Source organism: Amycolatopsis sp. NPDC049159 (assembly GCF_040648295.1).
Lineage (GTDB): Bacteria > Actinomycetota > Actinomycetes > Mycobacteriales > Pseudonocardiaceae > Amycolatopsis > Amycolatopsis pretoriensis_A.
On sequence record NZ_JBEZDL010000022.1, the window covers coordinates 147,488 to 164,958 of the forward strand.

Below are 17,471 nucleotides of genomic sequence, written 5' to 3' on the forward strand. Positions count from 1 at the left end.
TCCGTTTCACTGGTTCCGGGTGTCGTCTCCCCTCGCGTGCCGCCCTCGCCGGAAGCCGCCTTGAAGGCTCGTCATCCGCTCGCGCACCGCTTCCGGGGAAAGTGAGAGTATCGGCCGCTGTTCCGGCACCGCTCCCGGGCTGGCCGCCGAATCCGCGGGCTGGAGGAACGGCCAGGTGTCTTCCGCGCCGTCTTCTTGTTCCAGCTCGGCCGAAGTCGGCCACTCGTACGTCGGCTCGATCGCGGCCGGCGGGGCCACCGGGCGCAGCTGCGGTTCGGTGTCCTCGTCGTCCGGGTTCGGCAGAGCCGCACTTTCACGTGAAAGTGCGGCTTTGCCGCCCCCACCGCCACTTTCACGGGAAAGTGGCGGCGGGGGTGGGGGGCCTGCGGCGAGTGCGTGCCGCGGCTCCGGCTCGACCGGACGCGGCTCTTCGGCGACCGGACGCGGTTCCACCGGGCGGCGCGGCTGTTCGGGCGCCGCGGCCGCGTCGAACCACCGGGACAGGACGTCGCGGTAGGCGGGCATCCGCTCGGTCGGCGCGTCGAAGTCGAGGTGCGTGTCGTCGTCCGCGACCGGCCACTCGGGCGCCTGCTCGCGGGCCACCACGGGGGCCCGGCGCGGCGGGCCGGCCTCGATCGACGGCGGCGTCAGCTCTTCCGGTTCCGGCTCCGGCTCGGGTTCCGGCGGCGTGAGCGGGGCGAGCGGCGCCAGCAGTTCGGGTTCCGGGGCGGCGGCCGGCTCCGCGGGCTGGGGCGGCGCCGGCATCGGCGGCAGCTCGACGATCAGGGCCGAGGGCACCAGCACGGTCGCCACCAGCCCGGAGGGCGCACCGGCGCTCAGGCTGACGTCGATGTGGTGGCGGGTGGCCAGCGTCGCCACCACGAACAGCCCCATCCGGCGCGACACCTCGACGTCGACGTCCGGCGGGTGCGCGAGCCGCGCGTTGGTGCGGTCGATCTCCGCCTGCGGCATGCCGGCGCCGTGGTCGATGATCTCGATCTGCCAGTCGCCGTCGTGGGTTTCGGCGCTCGCCACGGTGACCGTCTCGCCGCCGGAGTAGCGGGTCGCGTTCTCCAGCAGCTCCGAAACGACGTGCACGAGGTCGTTGACGGCCTCGCCGCGCACCGCGACCTGCGGCGCCGGGCCGAGCTCGATCCGCTGGTAGTGCTCGACCTCCGAGAGCGCGGCACCGACGATCTCGTCGGCCGACACCGCACCGGCGTCTTCGCGCGCGGAGTCCTGGCCGGAGAGCACCAGCAGGTTCTCGCTGTTGCGCCGCATCCGCGTGGCGAGGTGGTCGAGCTCGAACAGCCCGGCGAGGGTGTCCGGGTCCTGCTCGTCGGCCTCCATCCGGTCGAGCACCGACAGCTGCCGCTCGACGAGGTCCTGGCTGCGCTGCGAGAGGTTGACGAACATCGCGTTGACGTTCTCGCGCAGCATCGCCTGCTCGCCGGCGAGCCGGACGGCCTCGCCGTGCACCGCGTCGAACGCGCGCGCCACCTGGCCGACCTCTTCGCGGGTGAACACCGGCACGGGCGCGACGGCGAGCCGCTTCCGCAGGTTCTCCGGGGCGGGCTCGGGGTCGGTGAGCAGGTTCTGCACGGCCGCGGGCAGCCGGTGCTCGGCCACCTCGAGGGCCGTCCGGCGCAGGATCCGCAAGGGGCGCAACAGGGACCGCGCGATGACCACCGAAAGCACGCCCGCGACGAGGAGGACGCCGAGCACCACGCCGCCGTCCCACAACGCCGCCGTGCGGGCCTGCGCCGCCAGCGCGTCGGTGCGTTCCTGCAACTGGACCAGCAGCGCCTGCTGCACCTGGTGGGCGAGGTTGACCGTGTGGGTCGCCGAGGTGTCCCACTGGTTCGGGTCGAGGCCCGAGAGGTTCTGGCCGTTCTCGGTGCGGGTCAGCGCGGACTCGACCATGTCGTTGCCGATGTCGACGACCAGGCCGATCACCGTGTCGTCGTACATCCGCTGCTGGTCGGGCGTCGCGAAGGTGCGGTAGTCGTTGCGCGCGGCGGCGAGCTCGGCTTCGGCGCCGAGCAGCGCGCGCGTGCGGTCGCGGTCCAGCGTGCCCGCGGCGAGCGCCTCGGCCATCACCGCCCGCTTGACCGACATCTGGTCCTTGATCCGCGCCAGCGCGTTCCCGGCCAGCCGCAGCCGCGCGAGCTCGGGGTCGGAGACGTCGGCGGCGGCCGCGTCGCTGATGTCGAGCATGCCGGAAACGAGCTCGCTGTAGGAGCGCAGGACGGCGTCGGCGGGGAACGCCGAGTGCTCTGCGGAAAAGCGGAGGCCGCCGAGCACGCGCAGCCGGTCGTCGGTCTGCTGGAGGCTGTCCGCGGCCTTCGCGTCGAGCCGCGGCTTGCTGTCGGCGAGGGTCCGTTCGAACGTGCCGATGGCCTGGTCGACGCGGTTGCGCTGGGCGGTGAGGTCGGCGGTGTCGCCCTGGCGGTTCTGCGCGACGAACCGGACCGTGAGGTCGCGCTCGCGCTGCAGCTCGTGGACGGCCTCGGCCACCGTGCTGTCGACGCGGCCGCGCGTGGCGAACTCGGCGAGCTGCCGCGCGTCGCGCAGGTCTGAGCTGATCCGCAGGCCGACGAGGGCGATCACGGCGAGCGCCGGGATCAGCAGGACGGCGAAGAGCTTCGTGCCGAGGCGCCAGTTGCGCAATCGCCAGCGGCCGCCGGCCGGACGCGGATCCGCCGCGTCGCCGCCCTTGCGGGGACGCTTGTCGCGACGGGTCACCTGGTTTCCTTTTCCGCCGCGGGCGGAACCCGCGGATCTGACTGCAGTCGAACCTACTGAACGGTAGCCCCCACCGTGGAGATCCGAAAGCCGTGCTGGCGCGATCCGGCCCTGCCCGCGATCGTATGGGGCGCGGACCATACGATCCAGCACGAGAACCAGATTCTCGCGGTAGGTGAAGGTTCATGATCAGACGCGGACGGACGATTCCGCTGGTGGCGGCGCTTCTGGCGACCGCCGGGTGCAGCGTGTTCTCTTCGGGCACCCCGGCGCCCCCACCAGCGCTGGAACGGACCACCCTGCGCGTCGGTGTGGGCAACGCCATCGACACGGCCCCGTTGCGGATCGCCGTGGCGAGCGGGAAGTTCGGGTCCGGCGGGCTGAACGTCCAACTGGTGGAACTCGGCGGCGAGGACGGACTGGCCAAGGTGGCCGCCGGCGACCTCGACGTCACCTTCGCCTCCGACATTGCGATGTTCCGCGCGGCGGCGGGCGGGTCGGCCCTGCAGTTGCAGGGCGAGGCGTACACCTCCGGGCCCAACACGATGGCGCTGGTCACCCTGCCCGGCTCCGACTACACGGTGCCGACGGCGAAGAAGTCACCCGAGATCGCGGTCAACATGCTCGACGACATCGGCGCGCTCGTCGCGCGGTCGGTGCTGGTCACGGCGGGCGTGGACGCGGCCAAGATCAAGTTCCGGCAGGTCGGGTTCGACGGGATGCCGCAGGCGCTCCAGGCCGGTGACGCGGACGCGGCGCTGATGATCGAGCCGTACATCACCCGCGCCGAGAAGGACCTGGGCGCGCACATCCTGGCCGACGGCGCCCGCGGTTCGACGCTCGGCTTCCCGCTGTCCGGCTACGCGTCGGCCAAGCCGTTCGCGCAGGCCAACCCCCGGACCCTGGCGGCGTTCCGGACGGCGCTGGGCGCGGCCCAGCAGAGCGCGACGGACCCGGCGGTGGTCCGCGACGCGCTCCCGAAGTTCTCCGACATCGACTCGACGACGGCCGCGCTCATCTCGCTCGGCTCGTACCCGGCGTCGCTCAACGGCATCCGGTTGCAGCGGGTGGCCGACCTGATGCACAACTCCGGCCTGCTCGCGAACCGCCTCGACGTCCAGGCGCTGCTGCCCGGCCAGAACGGCTCCTAGCGGCTAGATGTTCTCGCCGGTCTTCACCAGGCAGACCGTGCGCCGCGGCGGGCCCTGGTACATCAGGACCTTGTCCGCGTTCTCGCCGCACGCGTCTTCGTCACCGAAGCCGGAGACGACCTGGACGCGGTCCTGCGCCGCCGGGTCGGTGCAGCTCACCTTGGTGATCGTCGTCTCGTCCTCGACGCCGCGCACGCAGTCGCCGGACTTGACGTTCAGCGCCAGGCAGAGCGTCTGGCTCGAGCCGGAGCCGACCCGGAACCGCACGTAGTCGCCGGACGCGCACGAGATGGCCCCGCGGTAGACGTTCTCGACCTTGTAGGTCGCGCTGTCCGCGCCGCACCCCACGCGGTGGTAGGCGGTCCGGTCGCCGCTCTCCCGCGTCAGGTACAGGCAGTCACCGTACGACGGCGTGCCGCTGCCGCCGAGCGAGTTGATGCCCAGCGCGGCCAGCGAGCCCAGGCCCAGCGCCAGCACCACGCAGGCGGCGAGCGTGATCCGCACCTTCACGGTGAACCAGTGCGGGATGGCCGGCTGCCCCTGCACGGGCGGCATCGGCGCGTACGGCGTCGCGTAGTCGGGCGTCCGGAACGGGTTGTCGTCGGACGGTGGTGTGGTCAACGTGCCCTCCAGTGATCCCCTCGGCACCTCGTCCCGTCGCAGCCGGCCGCGAGCGAGGCACGTATAACAGTAGTTGTGACTGATGGCCCGCTGATCGTCCAGTCCGACAAGACCGTGCTCCTGGAGGTCGACCACCCCCAGGCCGACGACGCGCGGATCTCCATCGCGCCGTTCGCCGAGCTCGAACGGGCGCCGGAGCACGTGCACACCTACCGGATCACGCCGCTGGCGTTGTGGAACGCGCGTGCCGCCGGCCACGACGCCGAGCAGGTCGTCGACGCGCTGACGACGTACTCGCGCTTCCCGGTGCCGCAGCCGCTGCTGATCGACGTCGTCGACGTGATGGGCCGGTTCGGGCGGCTGCAGATCGCCAACCACCCGGCGCACGGGCTGGTCATGTCGACCACCGACCGCGCGGTGCTGACCGAGGTGAGCCGGAACAAGAAGATCAGCCCGATGCTCGGCGCCCGGATCGACGAGGACACGGTCATCGTGCACCCGTCCGAGCGCGGGCGGCTCAAGCAGGCGCTGCTGAAGGTCGGCTGGCCGGCCGAGGACCTCGCCGGGTACGTCGACGGCGAGGCGCACCCGATCGCCCTCGACGAGACGGACTGGCAGCTGCGCGACTACCAGCGCCAGGCCGCGGAGGCGTTCTGGGCGGGCGGCTCCGGCGTCGTCGTGCTGCCCTGCGGCGCGGGCAAGACGATGGTCGGCGCGGCGGCCATGGCGAAGGCGGCGGCGACCACGCTGATCCTGGTGACGAACACGGTCGCCGGGCGGCAGTGGAAGCGCGAGCTGATCGCGCGGACGTCGCTGACCGAGGAGGAGATCGGCGAGTACTCCGGCGAGAAGAAGGAGATCCGGCCCGTCACCATCGCGACCTACCAGGTCGTCACCCGCAAGACCAAGGGCGAGTACCGGCACCTGGAACTGTTCGACTCGCGCGACTGGGGCCTGGTCGTCTACGACGAGGTCCACCTGCTGCCGGCGCCGGTGTTCCGGATGACGGCGGACCTGCAGTCCCGGCGGCGGCTGGGCCTGACGGCGACGCTGGTGCGCGAGGACGGCCGCGAGGGCGACGTCTTCTCGCTGATCGGGCCGAAGCGCTACGACGTCCCGTGGCGCGACATCGAGGCGCAGGGCTGGATCGCACCGGCGGAGTGCACCGAGGTCCGTGTGACGCTGACCGACGCCGAGCGCCTCGGGTACGCCACGGCCGAGGCCGACGAGCGCTACAAGCTGGCCGCGACGGCGATGACGAAGACCCCGGTGATCAAGTCGATCGTGCAGAAGCACGCCGGCGAGCCGACCCTGGTCATCGGCGCCTACCTCGACCAGCTGGAGATGCTCGGCGACGAGCTCGACGCGCCGGTCATCCAGGGCGCGACCCGCAACAAGGAGCGCGAGGAGCTGTTCGACAAGTTCCGCCGCGGCGAGATCCGGACGCTGGTGGTGTCGAAGGTCGCGAACTTCTCGATCGACCTGCCCGAGGCGTCGGTGGCGATCCAGATCTCGGGCACGTTCGGCTCGCGGCAGGAGGAAGCCCAGCGCCTGGGCCGGCTGCTGCGGCCGAAGGGCGACGGGCGCCAGGCGCACTTCTACTCGATCGTCTCGCGCGACACGGTCGACACGGAGTACGCGGCGCACCGGCAGCGTTTCCTCGCGGAGCAGGGGTACGCGTACCACATCGTGGACGCCGACGACCTGCTCCGGCCGTTGTGATCGAAGACCTCGCCCGCGCGGCCGCGACCGCGAGCGGCCTGCTCGACCGGGTCGCGCCCGGCCAGTGGAGCGCGCCGACGCCGTGCGACGAGTGGACTGTGCGGGACCTGACGGGCCACCTCGTCGGCTTGGACCTCGTGCTGACGGCGATGTTCTCGAACGCCCCGCCGCCCGACCGCGCGGCCGACCACCTCGGCGCGGACCCCGCGGGGGCGTTCCGGCGCTCGTCCGCGGCCCTGCAGGCGGCCGCGGCTGAGCCGGGCGCGCTCGACCGCGTCCAGGAGACGCCGCTGGGCACGACGACCGGCGCCGAACGGCTGCGGTGGCGGATCGCGGACCTGCTCACGCACTCCTGGGACCTGGCGCAGGCCACCGGCGTTCCGGCGGCCGCGCCGGACCACCTCGTCGAGCAGGCGCTGGCGTTCGTGCGGGCTCAGCTGCCCGCACAGGACCGCGGCAGCCGGTTCGGCGAGCCGCACCCGATCGACGCCGGCGCGCCGGCTCTGGACCGGCTGGCGGCGTTCACCGGGCGTGCTGTGCTTTGGCGCGCCGGCCGCTAGGCGAGTCGTTCCAGCTCGGCCCGTGCGTGCGCCACGCGGGCGGTTTCGCTGCCTCCGGCGCGGGAGATCTCTCGCGCGAGGTCGCCCGCCGCGTCGAGGAGGTGGCGGGCCCGGCGCCGGCTGTGCACCTGCTTGCGGAATTTCCTGCGGTCCTCGCGCAGCCCGCTGACCGCGTCCAGCAACGCGGGTCCGACCACTCCGGCCTCGGCTTCCGGCCCGAGCAGGTCCCGCATCCAGCTCCGCTCGCGGCGCGCGGCGCGGCGCAGCACGGCGAACAGGGTGGCGAGCTCGACGGCCGCGATCGCGAACGGCAGCACCGGGACCAGCGGGCCACCGCCGCCGAGGCCGCCCATGTCGTCCCAGGCGAAGTGGAACACCATGGCCAGCAGCATGGTCACCACGCCGAGCAGCACCTGGCGCTCGCCACGCGCGCGGCCCAGCACCCACATCAGACCCGTGCAGAAGAGGGCGCTGAACAGCGCGTGCGACACGATCCCGGACGCGCCGCGGATGAGGAACACCTGCAGCGACGTCCCGAGCTGGTTCGCGCCGAAGGTCTGCGCGGCGCCGTTGTAGACGTAAAGCACGTCCTCGAACACCTGGAAGCCCAGGCCGATGAACGCGCCGATGATGAACCCGTCGTAGGCGCTGCGGACCAGCCGCGGGGCGAGCCCGATCAGCAGGACGAGCCCGAGCGCCTTGCCCCACTCCTCGTTGATCGGAGCGGTGAGCCCGGCGGCCCAGTTGCCGGCGAAGGCGGTGCCGCCGGCCTTCGTCCAGATCTCCAGCAGCGCGGTGTTGGCCGGAAGCGCGATCCAGAACGCCGCGGCGACGCCACCCCAGGCGAAACCCGCCGCGAGAAGCCCGCCCGGTTGCGCCGTGTAGCGGTTCTGGCGGCGCAGCAACAGCAACCACGGCACGAGGTAAAGCGCGAACAGCAGCACACCACCGGTCAGCGCCGGCGTGTAGAAACCGCCGGTGCCGAAGTACCGCACGATCGCCAGCGCACCACCGCCCAGGCCGAGCGAATACACCCAGAAAGCCAGGTTGTGCGGCTGGAAGAGCCGGAACGGCACACCCCAGCCCGACTCCTCGATCGCGGCCAGCTGGGCCGCCTCGCCGCTCATCGGACCGCACCCGGGGTGCTGCTGCGCAGGACCGCCGCCAGTTCGCCGCGATCGCACTCGAACCGGTCCGGCCGAGCCACGCCCACGATGACCGCCTCCACCTCGTCTCGGTGACACCGGAACACCCCGCGCGCCCCGCCGCTCACCGGGCCGCGCCCGGCGTGATGCTGCGCAAGAAAGCCGTCACTTCGTCGCGGTAGCGCTCGAACTGGTCCGGCGCGGTGCGCACCCGGACCAGCAGCGCGGGCGCGTCGGCGGCGGGCTGCCCGACCTTGAAGGCGACGTCCAGCGCGTCGCCGACCGGCCCGGTACCGGCCCGGGCGACCCCGGTCAGCCCGGCGGCGGTCGTGACGGTGCCCCGGGCCCCGTCGACGCCCGGCGCGTCGCCTTCGGATCGTTCGACCTGGTCGAGGAAGGCGTCCGCCGACCCGGTGAAGGGCGCGCCGCGCAGGTCGATGCTCGCGCCGCCGGTGGCCAGGGCGACCCGCAGGGTGGTGGCGCTCGCCGGTGCGGCGGTGCCGGTCAGCGTGCCGCTCTCGAGCTGCCAGCCGACCGGCGGGACGGCCGTCGCGCCGGCGCCGAGGTCGAGGACGTCACCGGCCCGGACCTCGTTGTGCCACGGGATGGCGGCGTTGAGCGCGGGCAGGCCGTAGCCGAGCAGGAGCGCGATGCCGAGGACCAGCAGAGCGGGTGCGAAGGTCCGCCGGTCGAGCCCGGCGAACCGGTGCTCCACGGGCACCCAGCCCCGCGGCGGCTCGGGTACGTGGTCGGTCACCGGCTGCTCCTCTCCTCCGTGATGACCGTAAGCAGGCTTCGCCCCGTTCGCACCTTCTACGCCTCGGCCACCCCTTCGGCCCAGCGAATCGTCACAGGAGCAACTTTCACCTCACAAGCCTCGCACATGCCCCTGACCTGCGGATTTGTGGATTCACTCGAACGGATGAGCGGGGGAATCGCTGGAAATTGTCGGACCCTCGAACTACTGTTCGAGATGCAGTAGCCGAACACAAGTTCGAGGGGACGTCCATGACGATCGCACCGCTCCGCCCCGGTACGCCCGCGCCGCCGGTCCAGACCCTGCCACCGGGGTCGTGGCACGGCCGGCTGTGGGTGTCCGACCTGCCCTTGACCCGGCCCGAGCGGTTCCTCGGCTGCGTGGCCGAGTTCGAGCGGTCGGGGTTGTGGCCGGTGCTGATCCCCCACGACCAGCGCTTCGCGGCGAACGGCGAAGACTGGATCGACGACCGCGGCCGCCTCGCCCCCGCCGGCCACCGGGTGTCCTCCGCCGACCCGGCGGCGGCGCTGGCCCGCTGGTGGGACACGTCCTGCTGCGACGGCGCCTGCCTCCGCCCCTTCGGCGCCCGCTTCCCGGGGTTGGCGAAGCGCAGCCCACGCAAGTCGGACCCGCTGGCGGAAGCGGGCAACACGGGTTCGATCCTGGCCACCCGAGCCCCGCACCGGCTGGGGTTGGTCCAGACCGAGCGCCCCGCCGACATCCCGGCCCTGCTGGGCTGGACGGGGATGATCAAGTGCACGGACCAGGTGGCCGAGCTGTCGGCGGTGCTACGCAGCTGGGAGGACCGCTTCGGGGCGACGCTGGTGGTGCTGGGCTTCGACGCGATCGAGCTGTCGGTGTCGGCCCCACCCCGAAACCAGGCGAGGGCGCTCACGGTGGCGGCGGAGCACCGGGCGTTCAGCTTGCCGACGTTCGCCGGGCAGCCGGGGAACCTGCGGGAGTACGCGTCGGGGCTGGTGCAGTCGCGGCACTGGAGGTTCTCCTGGGCCTAGCACGAACGTAGAGCCACGGGATCGGTGCGGCACGGCCGGCGGTCGATGCCGGGGCTGCGGCCGGGCAGTCGAACCGCGTATTCGCACTGCCTGGCCGGCGCTGCCGAACTCCTCGGCCGCGCACCACAACCACGTCCGACTCCACCCCGGCGGTGCTGTGAGCAAACGCTTCAAAGGCCCACTGAGACGGCCGTCCCCGAACTCAGGTCACTTGTCCCGACCCGCGGTCCAACCGTCCGGTCGTCGCCGCGTTTCACCACGACGGACGCCGGGAATCACCTTTCGCGGGAACGGAAAGGGGGTGAGGGCGATCGCCGAAATCCGGATCGGGACGTCCGGCTGGCGTTATCCGCCCTGGCGCGGTGTCTTCTACCCGTCCGGGCTCGCTCAGCGGCGGGAACTCGAACACCTCTCGCGGCGGATGAACTCCGTCGAGATCAACGCCTCCTTCTACTCGCTCCAGCGCCCCGAGCGGTACCGCGCCTGGTTCGACGAGACGCCGGCGGGCTTCCTCTTCGCCGTCAAAGGCGGGCGCTTCATCACGCACATGAAGCAGCTCCGCGACGTCGAGACCGCCCTCGCGAACTTCTACGCCTCCGGGGTCCTCGCGCTCGGCGCGAAACTGGGCCCGTTCCTCTGGCAGCTCCCGCCCCGGCTCGCGTTCGACCCGGACCGGCTCGCGAACTTCTTCGCGCTCCTGCCCCGCACCACCACCGAAGCCGCCGCGCTGGCCAAGAAGCACGACGACAAGCTCAAAGGCGATCCCTACCTGAAACCCGGCCCGAAAAAACCGCTGAAGCACGCGCTCGAAGTCCGGCACCCCAGTTTCGCCCAGCCCGCCGCCACGCACCTGCTGCGCGAACACGACATCGCCCTCGTGGTCGCCGACACCGCGGGAAAGTGGCCGTTCCTCGAAGAGCAGACCTCGGACTTCGCCTACGTCCGGCTGCACGGCGACGAGGAGCTCTACGTCAGCGGCTACTCCGACCAAGCCCTGCGCACCTGGGCCGACAAGATCCGCACCTGGCACGACGGCGGGCGGCGAGACGTCTACGTCTACTTCGACAACGACGTCAAAGTCGAAGCGCCGCGCAACGCCGAATGCCTCGCCGACCTGCTCGGGATCGGGCCGCAGTGAGTGGACAGTGAGCGGGGTCCGCTTGACTCGTCGGGCAGGCGGACCCGCTTGCGTGCTGTCGCTGGGGGTCGGCACGCGGGCGGTCCGCCGCACGTCTTTCAGCCGCCCGCGCTGACCAGCGCCGCCAGTTTGGCGCGGACGTCGTCGGCGTCGGGGTGGCCCAGCTCCGTCAGCAGGCGGACCGAGCGGAGCCAGCACTCGCGAGCCAGAGCCTCGTCGCCGTACCTCGAATAGATGGTGCCCAGCTGGGCGAGCACGTCCGCGGCCTCGTACAGCTCGCCCATCTCGAAGAACATCGAGACGGACTCGCGGATGCACGCGATGCCCTCGTCGAGCCGGCCGAGGCCGATCAGGGCCAAGCCCCGCGTGTGCTGGGTGAAACGCGTGTCCACCGGCTGGCCGTCCGGGCCGACGACGGCCAGTGCCGCGTCCGCCAGGCGCAACGCTTGCTCGTGGTCGCCCATCGACGTGCACACGTCGCCGAGCGCGCGCAGCACGCTCGCTTCGAACTGGCCCATCCCCAGCTCTCGCACGATCTCCAGCGCCTGCTTGCCGTGCTCGTACGCCGAGGCGTACTCGTCGAGGTTGTGCGAAGCCAGCGCCAGGTTGTACTGCGCCCGCGCCTCGCCCTCCCGCGCGCCGAGCTCGCGCTGGATCGCCAGCACCTGCTCCAGGTAGCGCCGCGAGTCCGCGTACTGCCGGGCGACGCCGTTGACGACGCCGAGGCCGCTGAGGATGCCCGCCTCGCCGGGGCGGTGGCCGCTCGCGCGGGCCGCTTCGAGCGCCACCGTGAACACCGAACGCCAATCGTCCAGCCGCGAGCGCGTCACGAAGTAGCTCTGCAGCAGCCAAGCCAGCTTCCAGCAGGCGTCGTCGCGGCCGAGGCGCCGCGCCAGGTGCACCGCGGCGATGAGGTTGGCGGACTCTTCGACGAACCAGTCCAGCGCGTCGTGGTGGGAGTCGAAGGTGAGACCGCCTTCGAGGTCGTCCGGTTCCAGCAGCCGGTAGTAGCGCTCCGGGCGCATCCGGCGGGACGCGTCCAGTGCCGACGCCAGGTACCAGCCCAGCAGCCGGTCCAACGCCGCGGAGCGCTGCGAAGCAGTATCGACCTGCGAAGCGACTTCGCCGGCGTACGCCCGGATCAAGTCGTGGAACTGGTAGCGGCCCGGCCGCGGCTGGGCCAGCAAGTGCGCGGACGCCAGGGTTTCCAGGCCCGCCCGGGCCATCGCGAGGTCCAGGCCGGCGACCGCGGCCGCCACCGGGGCGGTGAAGTCGGCGCCGGTGGCCAGGCCGAGCAGCCGCAGCAGCCGCGCCGCCGAGGGGTCCAGTGCCTGGTAGGAGTACGACAGCACCGAGCGGATGTTCGTCCCTTCGCCGTCGGCGAGGTCGAACGAACCGAGCAGGTCGTCTTCGATCGAGCCGGCGAACTCGTCGAGCGCCAGGTCGGGGAACTGCGCCGCCCGCACCGCGAGGATCCGGATGGCCAGCGGCAACCCGCCGCAGTGGCGCACGAACCGCTCGGCCGCCGCCGGGTCGCGGGCCACCCGCTCGACGCCGATGGTGGCCGCGAGCAGCTCGACCGCGTCCTCGTCGCCGAGTTCCTCCAGCGCGATCCGCCGCGCGCCGTGCGTCGCGACCAGCGCGCGCAGCTGCCAGCGACTGGTGACCACGACCAGGCAGCCCGGCCCGGGCAGCAGCGGCCGCACCTGCTCGGTGCGGTTGGCGTTGTCGAGCAGGACGAGCAGCCGCCGTCCCGCGGTGTGCGTCCGCCAGCTCGCCGCGCGGCCGTCGAGGTCGGCCGGGATCTGGTCGCACGGCACGCCGAGCGCGGTGAGCATCGCCTCCAGCGCCGTCGACGGCTCGACCGGTTCGCCGGGGCCGTAGCCGCGCAGGTTGAGGTAGACCTGCCCGCCGGGGAACCGGTCGGCGATCTCGTGCGCGAAGTGCACGGCCAGCGTCGTCTTCCCCAGACCGCCCATGCCTTCGACGGACGCGATCGGCGTGGACGCACCGGCGTCGACCGCCTCCGGCAGCAGCGCGTGCAACGCCTTGAGGTCGCACTCGCGCCCGGAGAAGGTCCGCAGGTCGGCGGGCAGCTGGTGCGGCACCTGCGGTTCGGCGCCGAGCCGGTAGCGCGCCAGCCCGGCGGGCTCGTCGGCGCCGGTCAGGATCGCCTGCCGGGTGCGCTGCAGCGACGGGCCGGGATCGAGCCCGAGCTCGTCGGCGAGCACCCCGCTGATCCGGCCGTACACCTCGAGCGCGTCGGCTTGCCGTCCTGAGCGGTACAGCGCGGCCATCAGCTGCTCGTGCAGCCGCTCCCGCAACGGGTTTTCCCTGGTCAGCCGGGTGAGTTCGGGAACGACGGTGCCGTACTCGCCGACGTCGAGCAGCGCGTCCGCCCACTGCTCGCGGACCCGCAGCCGTTCCTCGGCCAGCTGGCCGGCTTCGTCGCGGTGGAGCGCGTCCGACTCGACGTTGAGCAGCGCGGGCCCCCGCCACTGTTCGAGCGCCTCGGCGAAGTGGGCGGCCGCCTGGCGGCTCTCGCCCCGGTCGAGCGCGACCTTGCCGCGGGCGGCGAGCGCGCGGAACCGGGACAGGTCGAGCAGGCCGTCGTCGAGTTCGATCCGGTAACCGCCGCTTTCGGTGCGGATCGCCACCTGGTCGCCGAGCGCCCGGCGCAGCCGCAGCACGTACGTCTGGAGCGCGCCCTTGGAGCGTCGGCGGTCGTCGTCCCACAGCCAGCGGCCCAGCTCCTCGACCGGCACCACCCGGTTCGCGCGCAGCAGCAGGCCGGCCAGCACGATCAACGGCCGGCTGCCCCCGAGCGGTACCGGGCGGCCGTCGGCCGTGACCTCGGCCGGACCCAGCACGCGGAAGTCGAGGGCCACCGGATCATTCTCTCCTCCGAATGCGCGGTTCTGCACCCGTTCGCCGAACCTGGGACGGTGGCATGATCGGCCCTGATGAAGGTCTACGCGATTCCCCTGCGCACCCGGTTCCGCGGCATCACCGTCCGTGAAGGCGTGCTGCTGCGCGGCCCGGCGGGCTGGGGCGAGTTCTGCCCGTTCGCCGACTACTCGGACGCCGAGAGCGCGCCGTGGCTGCGGGCGGCCCTCGAAGCGAGCGAAACCGGCTGGCCGGCCCCGGTCCGCGACCGGGTCGAGGTGAACACGACCGTGCCGGTGGTCGCGCCCGAAAAGGCGTACGAACTCGTGCGTGCGTCCGGCTGCCGCACGGCCAAGGTGAAGGTCGCGGACCCGCGCGTCTCCCTGGCCGACGACTGCGCCCGGGTCGAGGCGGTCCGCGACGCGCTGGGCCCGGACGGCGCGATCCGCGTCGACGCCAACACGGCGTGGGACGTCGCCACGGCGGTCCGCGCGATCACCGACCTCGACAAGGCGGCGGGCGGGCTGGAGTACGCGGAGCAGCCGTGCCCGACGATCGACGACCTGGCCGAGGTGCGCCGCAAGGTGGGCGTCCGGATCGCCGCCGACGAGTCGATCCGCCGCGCGGAAGACCCGCTGAAGGTCGCGGTCGCCGGGGCGGCGGACATCGCGGTGCTGAAGGTCGCTCCCCTCGGGGGCGTCCGCCGGGCGCTCGAGGTCGCGGAGGCGTGCGGGCTGCCGTGCGTGGTGTCGTCGGCGGTGGAGACGAGCGTCGGCCTGGCGGCGGGACTCGCGCTGGCGGGCGCGCTCCCGGAACTCGAATTCGCTTGTGGACTCGGCACGATTTCCTTGCTGGCGGGGGACGTCTCCGCCGAACCACTGTCCCCTGTGGACGGTTTCCTGCCGGTGCTGCGCCAGGCACCGGAGCCCACGGACGCCTACCCGGCCCCAGCCGACGTCCAGGCCGCGTGGGAAGCCCGTCTGGCCCGGGTGCGCGCGCTGTCGTAGGCCCGCACGAGCCACCGGTCGGCCCACGCACGATCGGGCTGCTCCGGCAGCGGCGACGCACCCCGCGCCAGCCGGTCGAGCCGATCCTCCAGCTCGGCGGCGGCCGCCATGGCCTCTTCCGGGGTGTGCTTGCCGCGCCGCAGGTCACGCAGCCAGGTCAGCCGGGGTTCGGCGATCGGGTCCGCAGGTAGCCCGCGAACCTCGGCCCCGCCAGGCGGGACACGATCCTCGCGGCGTTCGCGCGCAGATTCCCGGTGAGCACCTGGTCTTCCCCGAGGGCGAAGTTCAGGGTCGGGGTCCGGGCCGTTCCGGATGTGGCCGGGGTGGGCCGGGAGCCAGTATTGAGCCATGACGAACAGCGTGTACACCCCCGCCAAGAAGCTCCGCCGCAGCCGCTCCGACAAGATGCTCACGGGCGTCTGCGGTGGCTGGTCCACCTACCTCGGCATCGACGCCAACGTCCTGCGCATCGGTCTGGTCGCCGCCGTGTTCCTGTCGGTCGGCATCGCGATCCCGATCTACGTCGCCGCCGCCATCCTGACGCCGGAAGAGGACTCCTGATCGTGGCGGGCGCCGGTTCGCAGGGGGAACCGGGGCCCGCCGGGGGTGCGCTGTTCGGCCGAGCACCGTAAGCCGAGCAGCGCAAAAGGCCCGCGCGAATCCCGTGCGAGGGGTTAGGGTTCGCGCTCGTGGATCAAGGGAGCAGAACGGCCGCGAAGGTCGTCGTCGGGATCCTCGGTGGGCTGTACCTGCTTGCCGGGCTGGGACTGACCGCCTTCGCCGCGTTCTTCGCACTCGCGTTCAACGACACCGGCAGCACGACGGTCACCAAGACCGTGCTCTACACCGCCGCCGGGCTGGCGATCTGGATCCTGCTCACCGGGATCGGCGCGATCGTCGTCGCGCTGGAAGCGGAAGAAGCGAGCACCGCCTGGCTCGGGGGCCTCGGCGTGCTCGCGCTCGGCGTCGTCATCCTGGGTGCCTACGCCATCTGGTTCTTCACCAAGCCATGAGAAAAGCCCGGCCCGCCGAAGCGGACCGGGCTTTCCCAGTTAAGCGACCGGACTCAGAAGTCCATGCCACCCATGCCACCGGACGGGTCGGCGGGAGCGGCCGAAGCCTTCTCCGGCTTGTCCGCCACGACGGCCTCGGTGGTCAGGAACAGCGCCGCGATGGAAGCGGCGTTCTGCAGCGCGGAGCGGGTGACCTTCGTCGGGTCCGGCACGCCGGCGGCGAGCAGGTCCTCGTAGACACCCGTGGCGGCGTTGAGGCCGTGACCCTGCGGCAGGCCCTTGACCTTCTCCACCACGACGCCGCCTTCGAGGCCGGCGTTGATCGCGATCTGCTTGAGCGGGGCCTCGACGGCCACCTTGACGATGTTGGCACCAGTGGCCTCGTCGCCCTCGAGCTTCAGGCCCGCGAACGCGGCTTCGGCGGCCTGGATCAGGGCCACGCCACCACCGGCGACGATGCCCTCTTCCACGGCGGCCTTCGCGTTGCGCACCGCGTCCTCGATGCGGTGCTTGCGCTCCTTGAGCTCGACCTCGGTCGCGGCGCCGGCCTTGATGACGGCCACGCCGCCGGCCAGCTTCGCGAGCCGCTCCTGCAGCTTCTCGCGGTCGTAGTCCGAGTCCGAGTTCTCGATCTCGGCGCGGATCTGGTTGACGCGACCCTGGATCTGGTCGGCGTCGCCCGCACCCTCGACGATGGTCGTCTCGTCCTTGGTGATGACGGCCTTGCGGGCCTTGCCCAGCAGGGACAGGTCCGCGTTCTCCAGCTTGAGGCCGACGTCCTCGGAGATGACCTGGCCACCGGTCAGGATCGCGATGTCCTGCAGGATCGCCTTGCGGCGGTCACCGAAGCCCGGGGCCTTGACGGCCACGGACTTGAAGGTGCCGCGCATCTTGTTGACGATGAGGGTGGCCAGGGCCTCGCCCTCGACGTCCTCGGCGATGATCAGCAGCGGCTTGCCGGACTGGATGACCTTCTCCAGCAGCGGCAGGACGTCCTTGACGGTGGAGATCTTGGAGCCGAAGAGGAGGATGTACGGGTCCTCGAGCTCGGCTTCCTGACGCTCCGGGTCGGTCACGAAGTAACCGGAGATGTAGCCCTTGTCGAAGCGCATGCCCTCGGTGAGCTCGAGCTCGAGACCGAAGGTGTTGCTCTCCTCGACGGTGACGACGCCTTCCTTGCCGACCTTGTCCAGCGCCTCGGCGATCAGCTCGCCGATGGTGCGGTCAGCGGCCGAGATCGAGGCGGTAGCAGCGATCTGCTCCTTGGTCTCGATCTGGACGGCGGCCTTGTGCAGCTGCTCGGTGATGGCCTCGACGGCCGCCTCGATGCCGCGCTTCAGGCTGATGGGGTCGGCGCCGGCGGCGACGTTGCGGAGGCCTTCCTTGACGAGGGCCTGCGCGAGCACGGTGGCGGTGGTGGTGCCGTCACCCGCGACGTCGTCCGTCTTCTTGGCGACCTCCTTGACGAGCTCGGCCCCGATCTTCTCCCACGGGTCTTCGAGCTCGATCTCCTTGGCGATGGAGACACCGTCGTTGGTGATGGTCGGCGCGCCCCACTTCTTCTCGAGCACGACGTTCCGGCCCCGCGGGCCGAGGGTCACCTTGACGGCTTCGGCGAGGGTGTTCAAGCCGCGCTCAAGACCGCGGCGGGCGTCCTCGTCGAACGCGATCAGTTTGGCCATTGCGGTGTGGTCCTCCGGTATTGGGCGCCAC

At 72.0% G+C, this 17,471-nt stretch carries 14 protein-coding genes; 8 read left to right on the forward strand and 6 right to left on the reverse strand.

Annotated features, from left to right (window positions below):
• Positions 1-6 precede the first annotated feature (6 nt).
• Positions 7-2,745, reverse strand: a complete 2,739-nt coding sequence (locus AB0B33_RS35625) for a nitrate- and nitrite sensing domain-containing protein (protein ID WP_360780083.1) — start codon at positions 2,743-2,745, stop codon at positions 7-9.
• Positions 2,746-2,930: 185 nt separating this feature from the next.
• On the opposite strand from AB0B33_RS35625, the gene AB0B33_RS35630 reads away from it, so the two are divergent.
• On the forward strand, positions 2,931-3,896 hold the full coding sequence (locus tag AB0B33_RS35630; RefSeq protein WP_247017849.1) for an ABC transporter substrate-binding protein: 966 nt from the start codon (positions 2,931-2,933) through the stop codon (positions 3,894-3,896).
• Positions 3,897-3,899: 3 nt separating this feature from the next.
• On the opposite strand, the gene AB0B33_RS35635 is transcribed toward AB0B33_RS35630, so the two are convergent.
• The gene (locus AB0B33_RS35635) at positions 3,900-4,517 is read right to left on the reverse strand and encodes a hypothetical protein (RefSeq protein ID WP_247017847.1); all 618 of its coding nucleotides are present in this window, start codon (positions 4,515-4,517) and stop codon (positions 3,900-3,902) included.
• Positions 4,518-4,592: 75 nt separating this feature from the next.
• Between AB0B33_RS35635 and AB0B33_RS35640 the strand changes: the two genes are divergently transcribed.
• On the forward strand, positions 4,593-6,239 hold the full coding sequence (locus AB0B33_RS35640) for a DNA repair helicase XPB (RefSeq protein ID WP_247017845.1): 1,647 nt from the start codon (positions 4,593-4,595) through the stop codon (positions 6,237-6,239).
• Positions 6,236-6,799 (forward strand): TIGR03086 family metal-binding protein, encoded by a 564-nt coding sequence (locus AB0B33_RS35645; protein ID WP_360780087.1) that lies wholly within the window; start codon positions 6,236-6,238, stop codon positions 6,797-6,799. Before AB0B33_RS35640 ends, AB0B33_RS35645 begins: the two co-directional genes overlap by 4 nt.
• On the opposite strand, the gene AB0B33_RS35650 is transcribed toward AB0B33_RS35645, so the two are convergent.
• A complete protein-coding gene (locus AB0B33_RS35650; RefSeq protein ID WP_360780090.1) occupies positions 6,796-7,926 on the reverse strand; it encodes a PrsW family intramembrane metalloprotease in 1,131 nt (376 codons plus the stop codon). The genes AB0B33_RS35645 and AB0B33_RS35650 overlap by 4 nt on opposite strands.
• A gap of 142 nt (positions 7,927-8,068) precedes the next feature.
• Positions 8,069-8,701 carry a hypothetical protein gene (locus AB0B33_RS35655; protein WP_360780094.1) on the reverse strand — a complete coding sequence of 211 codons (633 nt, stop codon included), beginning with the start codon at positions 8,699-8,701 and terminating at the stop codon, positions 8,069-8,071.
• 251 nt (positions 8,702-8,952) lie between these two features.
• On the opposite strand from AB0B33_RS35655, the gene AB0B33_RS35660 reads away from it, so the two are divergent.
• Together AB0B33_RS35660 and AB0B33_RS35665 are read left to right on the forward strand one after the other, a co-directional pair.
• The gene (locus AB0B33_RS35660; protein ID WP_247017837.1) at positions 8,953-9,714 is read left to right on the forward strand and encodes a DUF4253 domain-containing protein; all 762 of its coding nucleotides are present in this window, start codon (positions 8,953-8,955) and stop codon (positions 9,712-9,714) included.
• A gap of 301 nt (positions 9,715-10,015) precedes the next feature.
• Positions 10,016-10,852 carry a DUF72 domain-containing protein gene (locus AB0B33_RS35665; RefSeq protein ID WP_360780096.1) on the forward strand — a complete coding sequence of 279 codons (837 nt, stop codon included), beginning with the start codon at positions 10,016-10,018 and terminating at the stop codon, positions 10,850-10,852.
• A 98-nt stretch (positions 10,853-10,950) separates the two neighbouring features.
• Here the strand turns inward: AB0B33_RS35665 and AB0B33_RS35670 are convergent, their stop codons facing one another.
• The gene (locus AB0B33_RS35670; RefSeq protein ID WP_360780099.1) at positions 10,951-13,740 is read right to left on the reverse strand and encodes a BTAD domain-containing putative transcriptional regulator; all 2,790 of its coding nucleotides are present in this window, start codon (positions 13,738-13,740) and stop codon (positions 10,951-10,953) included.
• Between the two features lie 75 nt (positions 13,741-13,815).
• Here AB0B33_RS35670 and AB0B33_RS35675 point away from each other — a divergent pair, with 75 nt between their 5' ends.
• The 3 genes from AB0B33_RS35675 to AB0B33_RS35685 all read left to right on the forward strand — a co-directional run bounded on the left by AB0B33_RS35675 (position 13,816) and on the right by AB0B33_RS35685 (position 15,758).
• Complete coding sequence (locus tag AB0B33_RS35675; RefSeq protein ID WP_360780102.1) at positions 13,816-14,745, forward strand: o-succinylbenzoate synthase; 930 nt, start codon at positions 13,816-13,818, stop codon at positions 14,743-14,745.
• A 348-nt stretch (positions 14,746-15,093) separates the two neighbouring features.
• On the forward strand, positions 15,094-15,306 hold the full coding sequence (locus AB0B33_RS35680; protein ID WP_247017827.1) for a PspC domain-containing protein: 213 nt from the start codon (positions 15,094-15,096) through the stop codon (positions 15,304-15,306).
• 128 nt (positions 15,307-15,434) lie between these two features.
• Positions 15,435-15,758, forward strand: a complete 324-nt coding sequence (locus tag AB0B33_RS35685) for a hypothetical protein (protein WP_247017825.1) — start codon at positions 15,435-15,437, stop codon at positions 15,756-15,758.
• 53 nt (positions 15,759-15,811) lie between these two features.
• On the opposite strand, the gene groL is transcribed toward AB0B33_RS35685, so the two are convergent.
• Positions 15,812-17,440 carry a chaperonin GroEL gene (gene groL / locus AB0B33_RS35690; protein WP_043776303.1) on the reverse strand — a complete coding sequence of 543 codons (1,629 nt, stop codon included), beginning with the start codon at positions 17,438-17,440 and terminating at the stop codon, positions 15,812-15,814.
• Between the last annotated feature and the right edge of the window lie 31 nt (positions 17,441-17,471).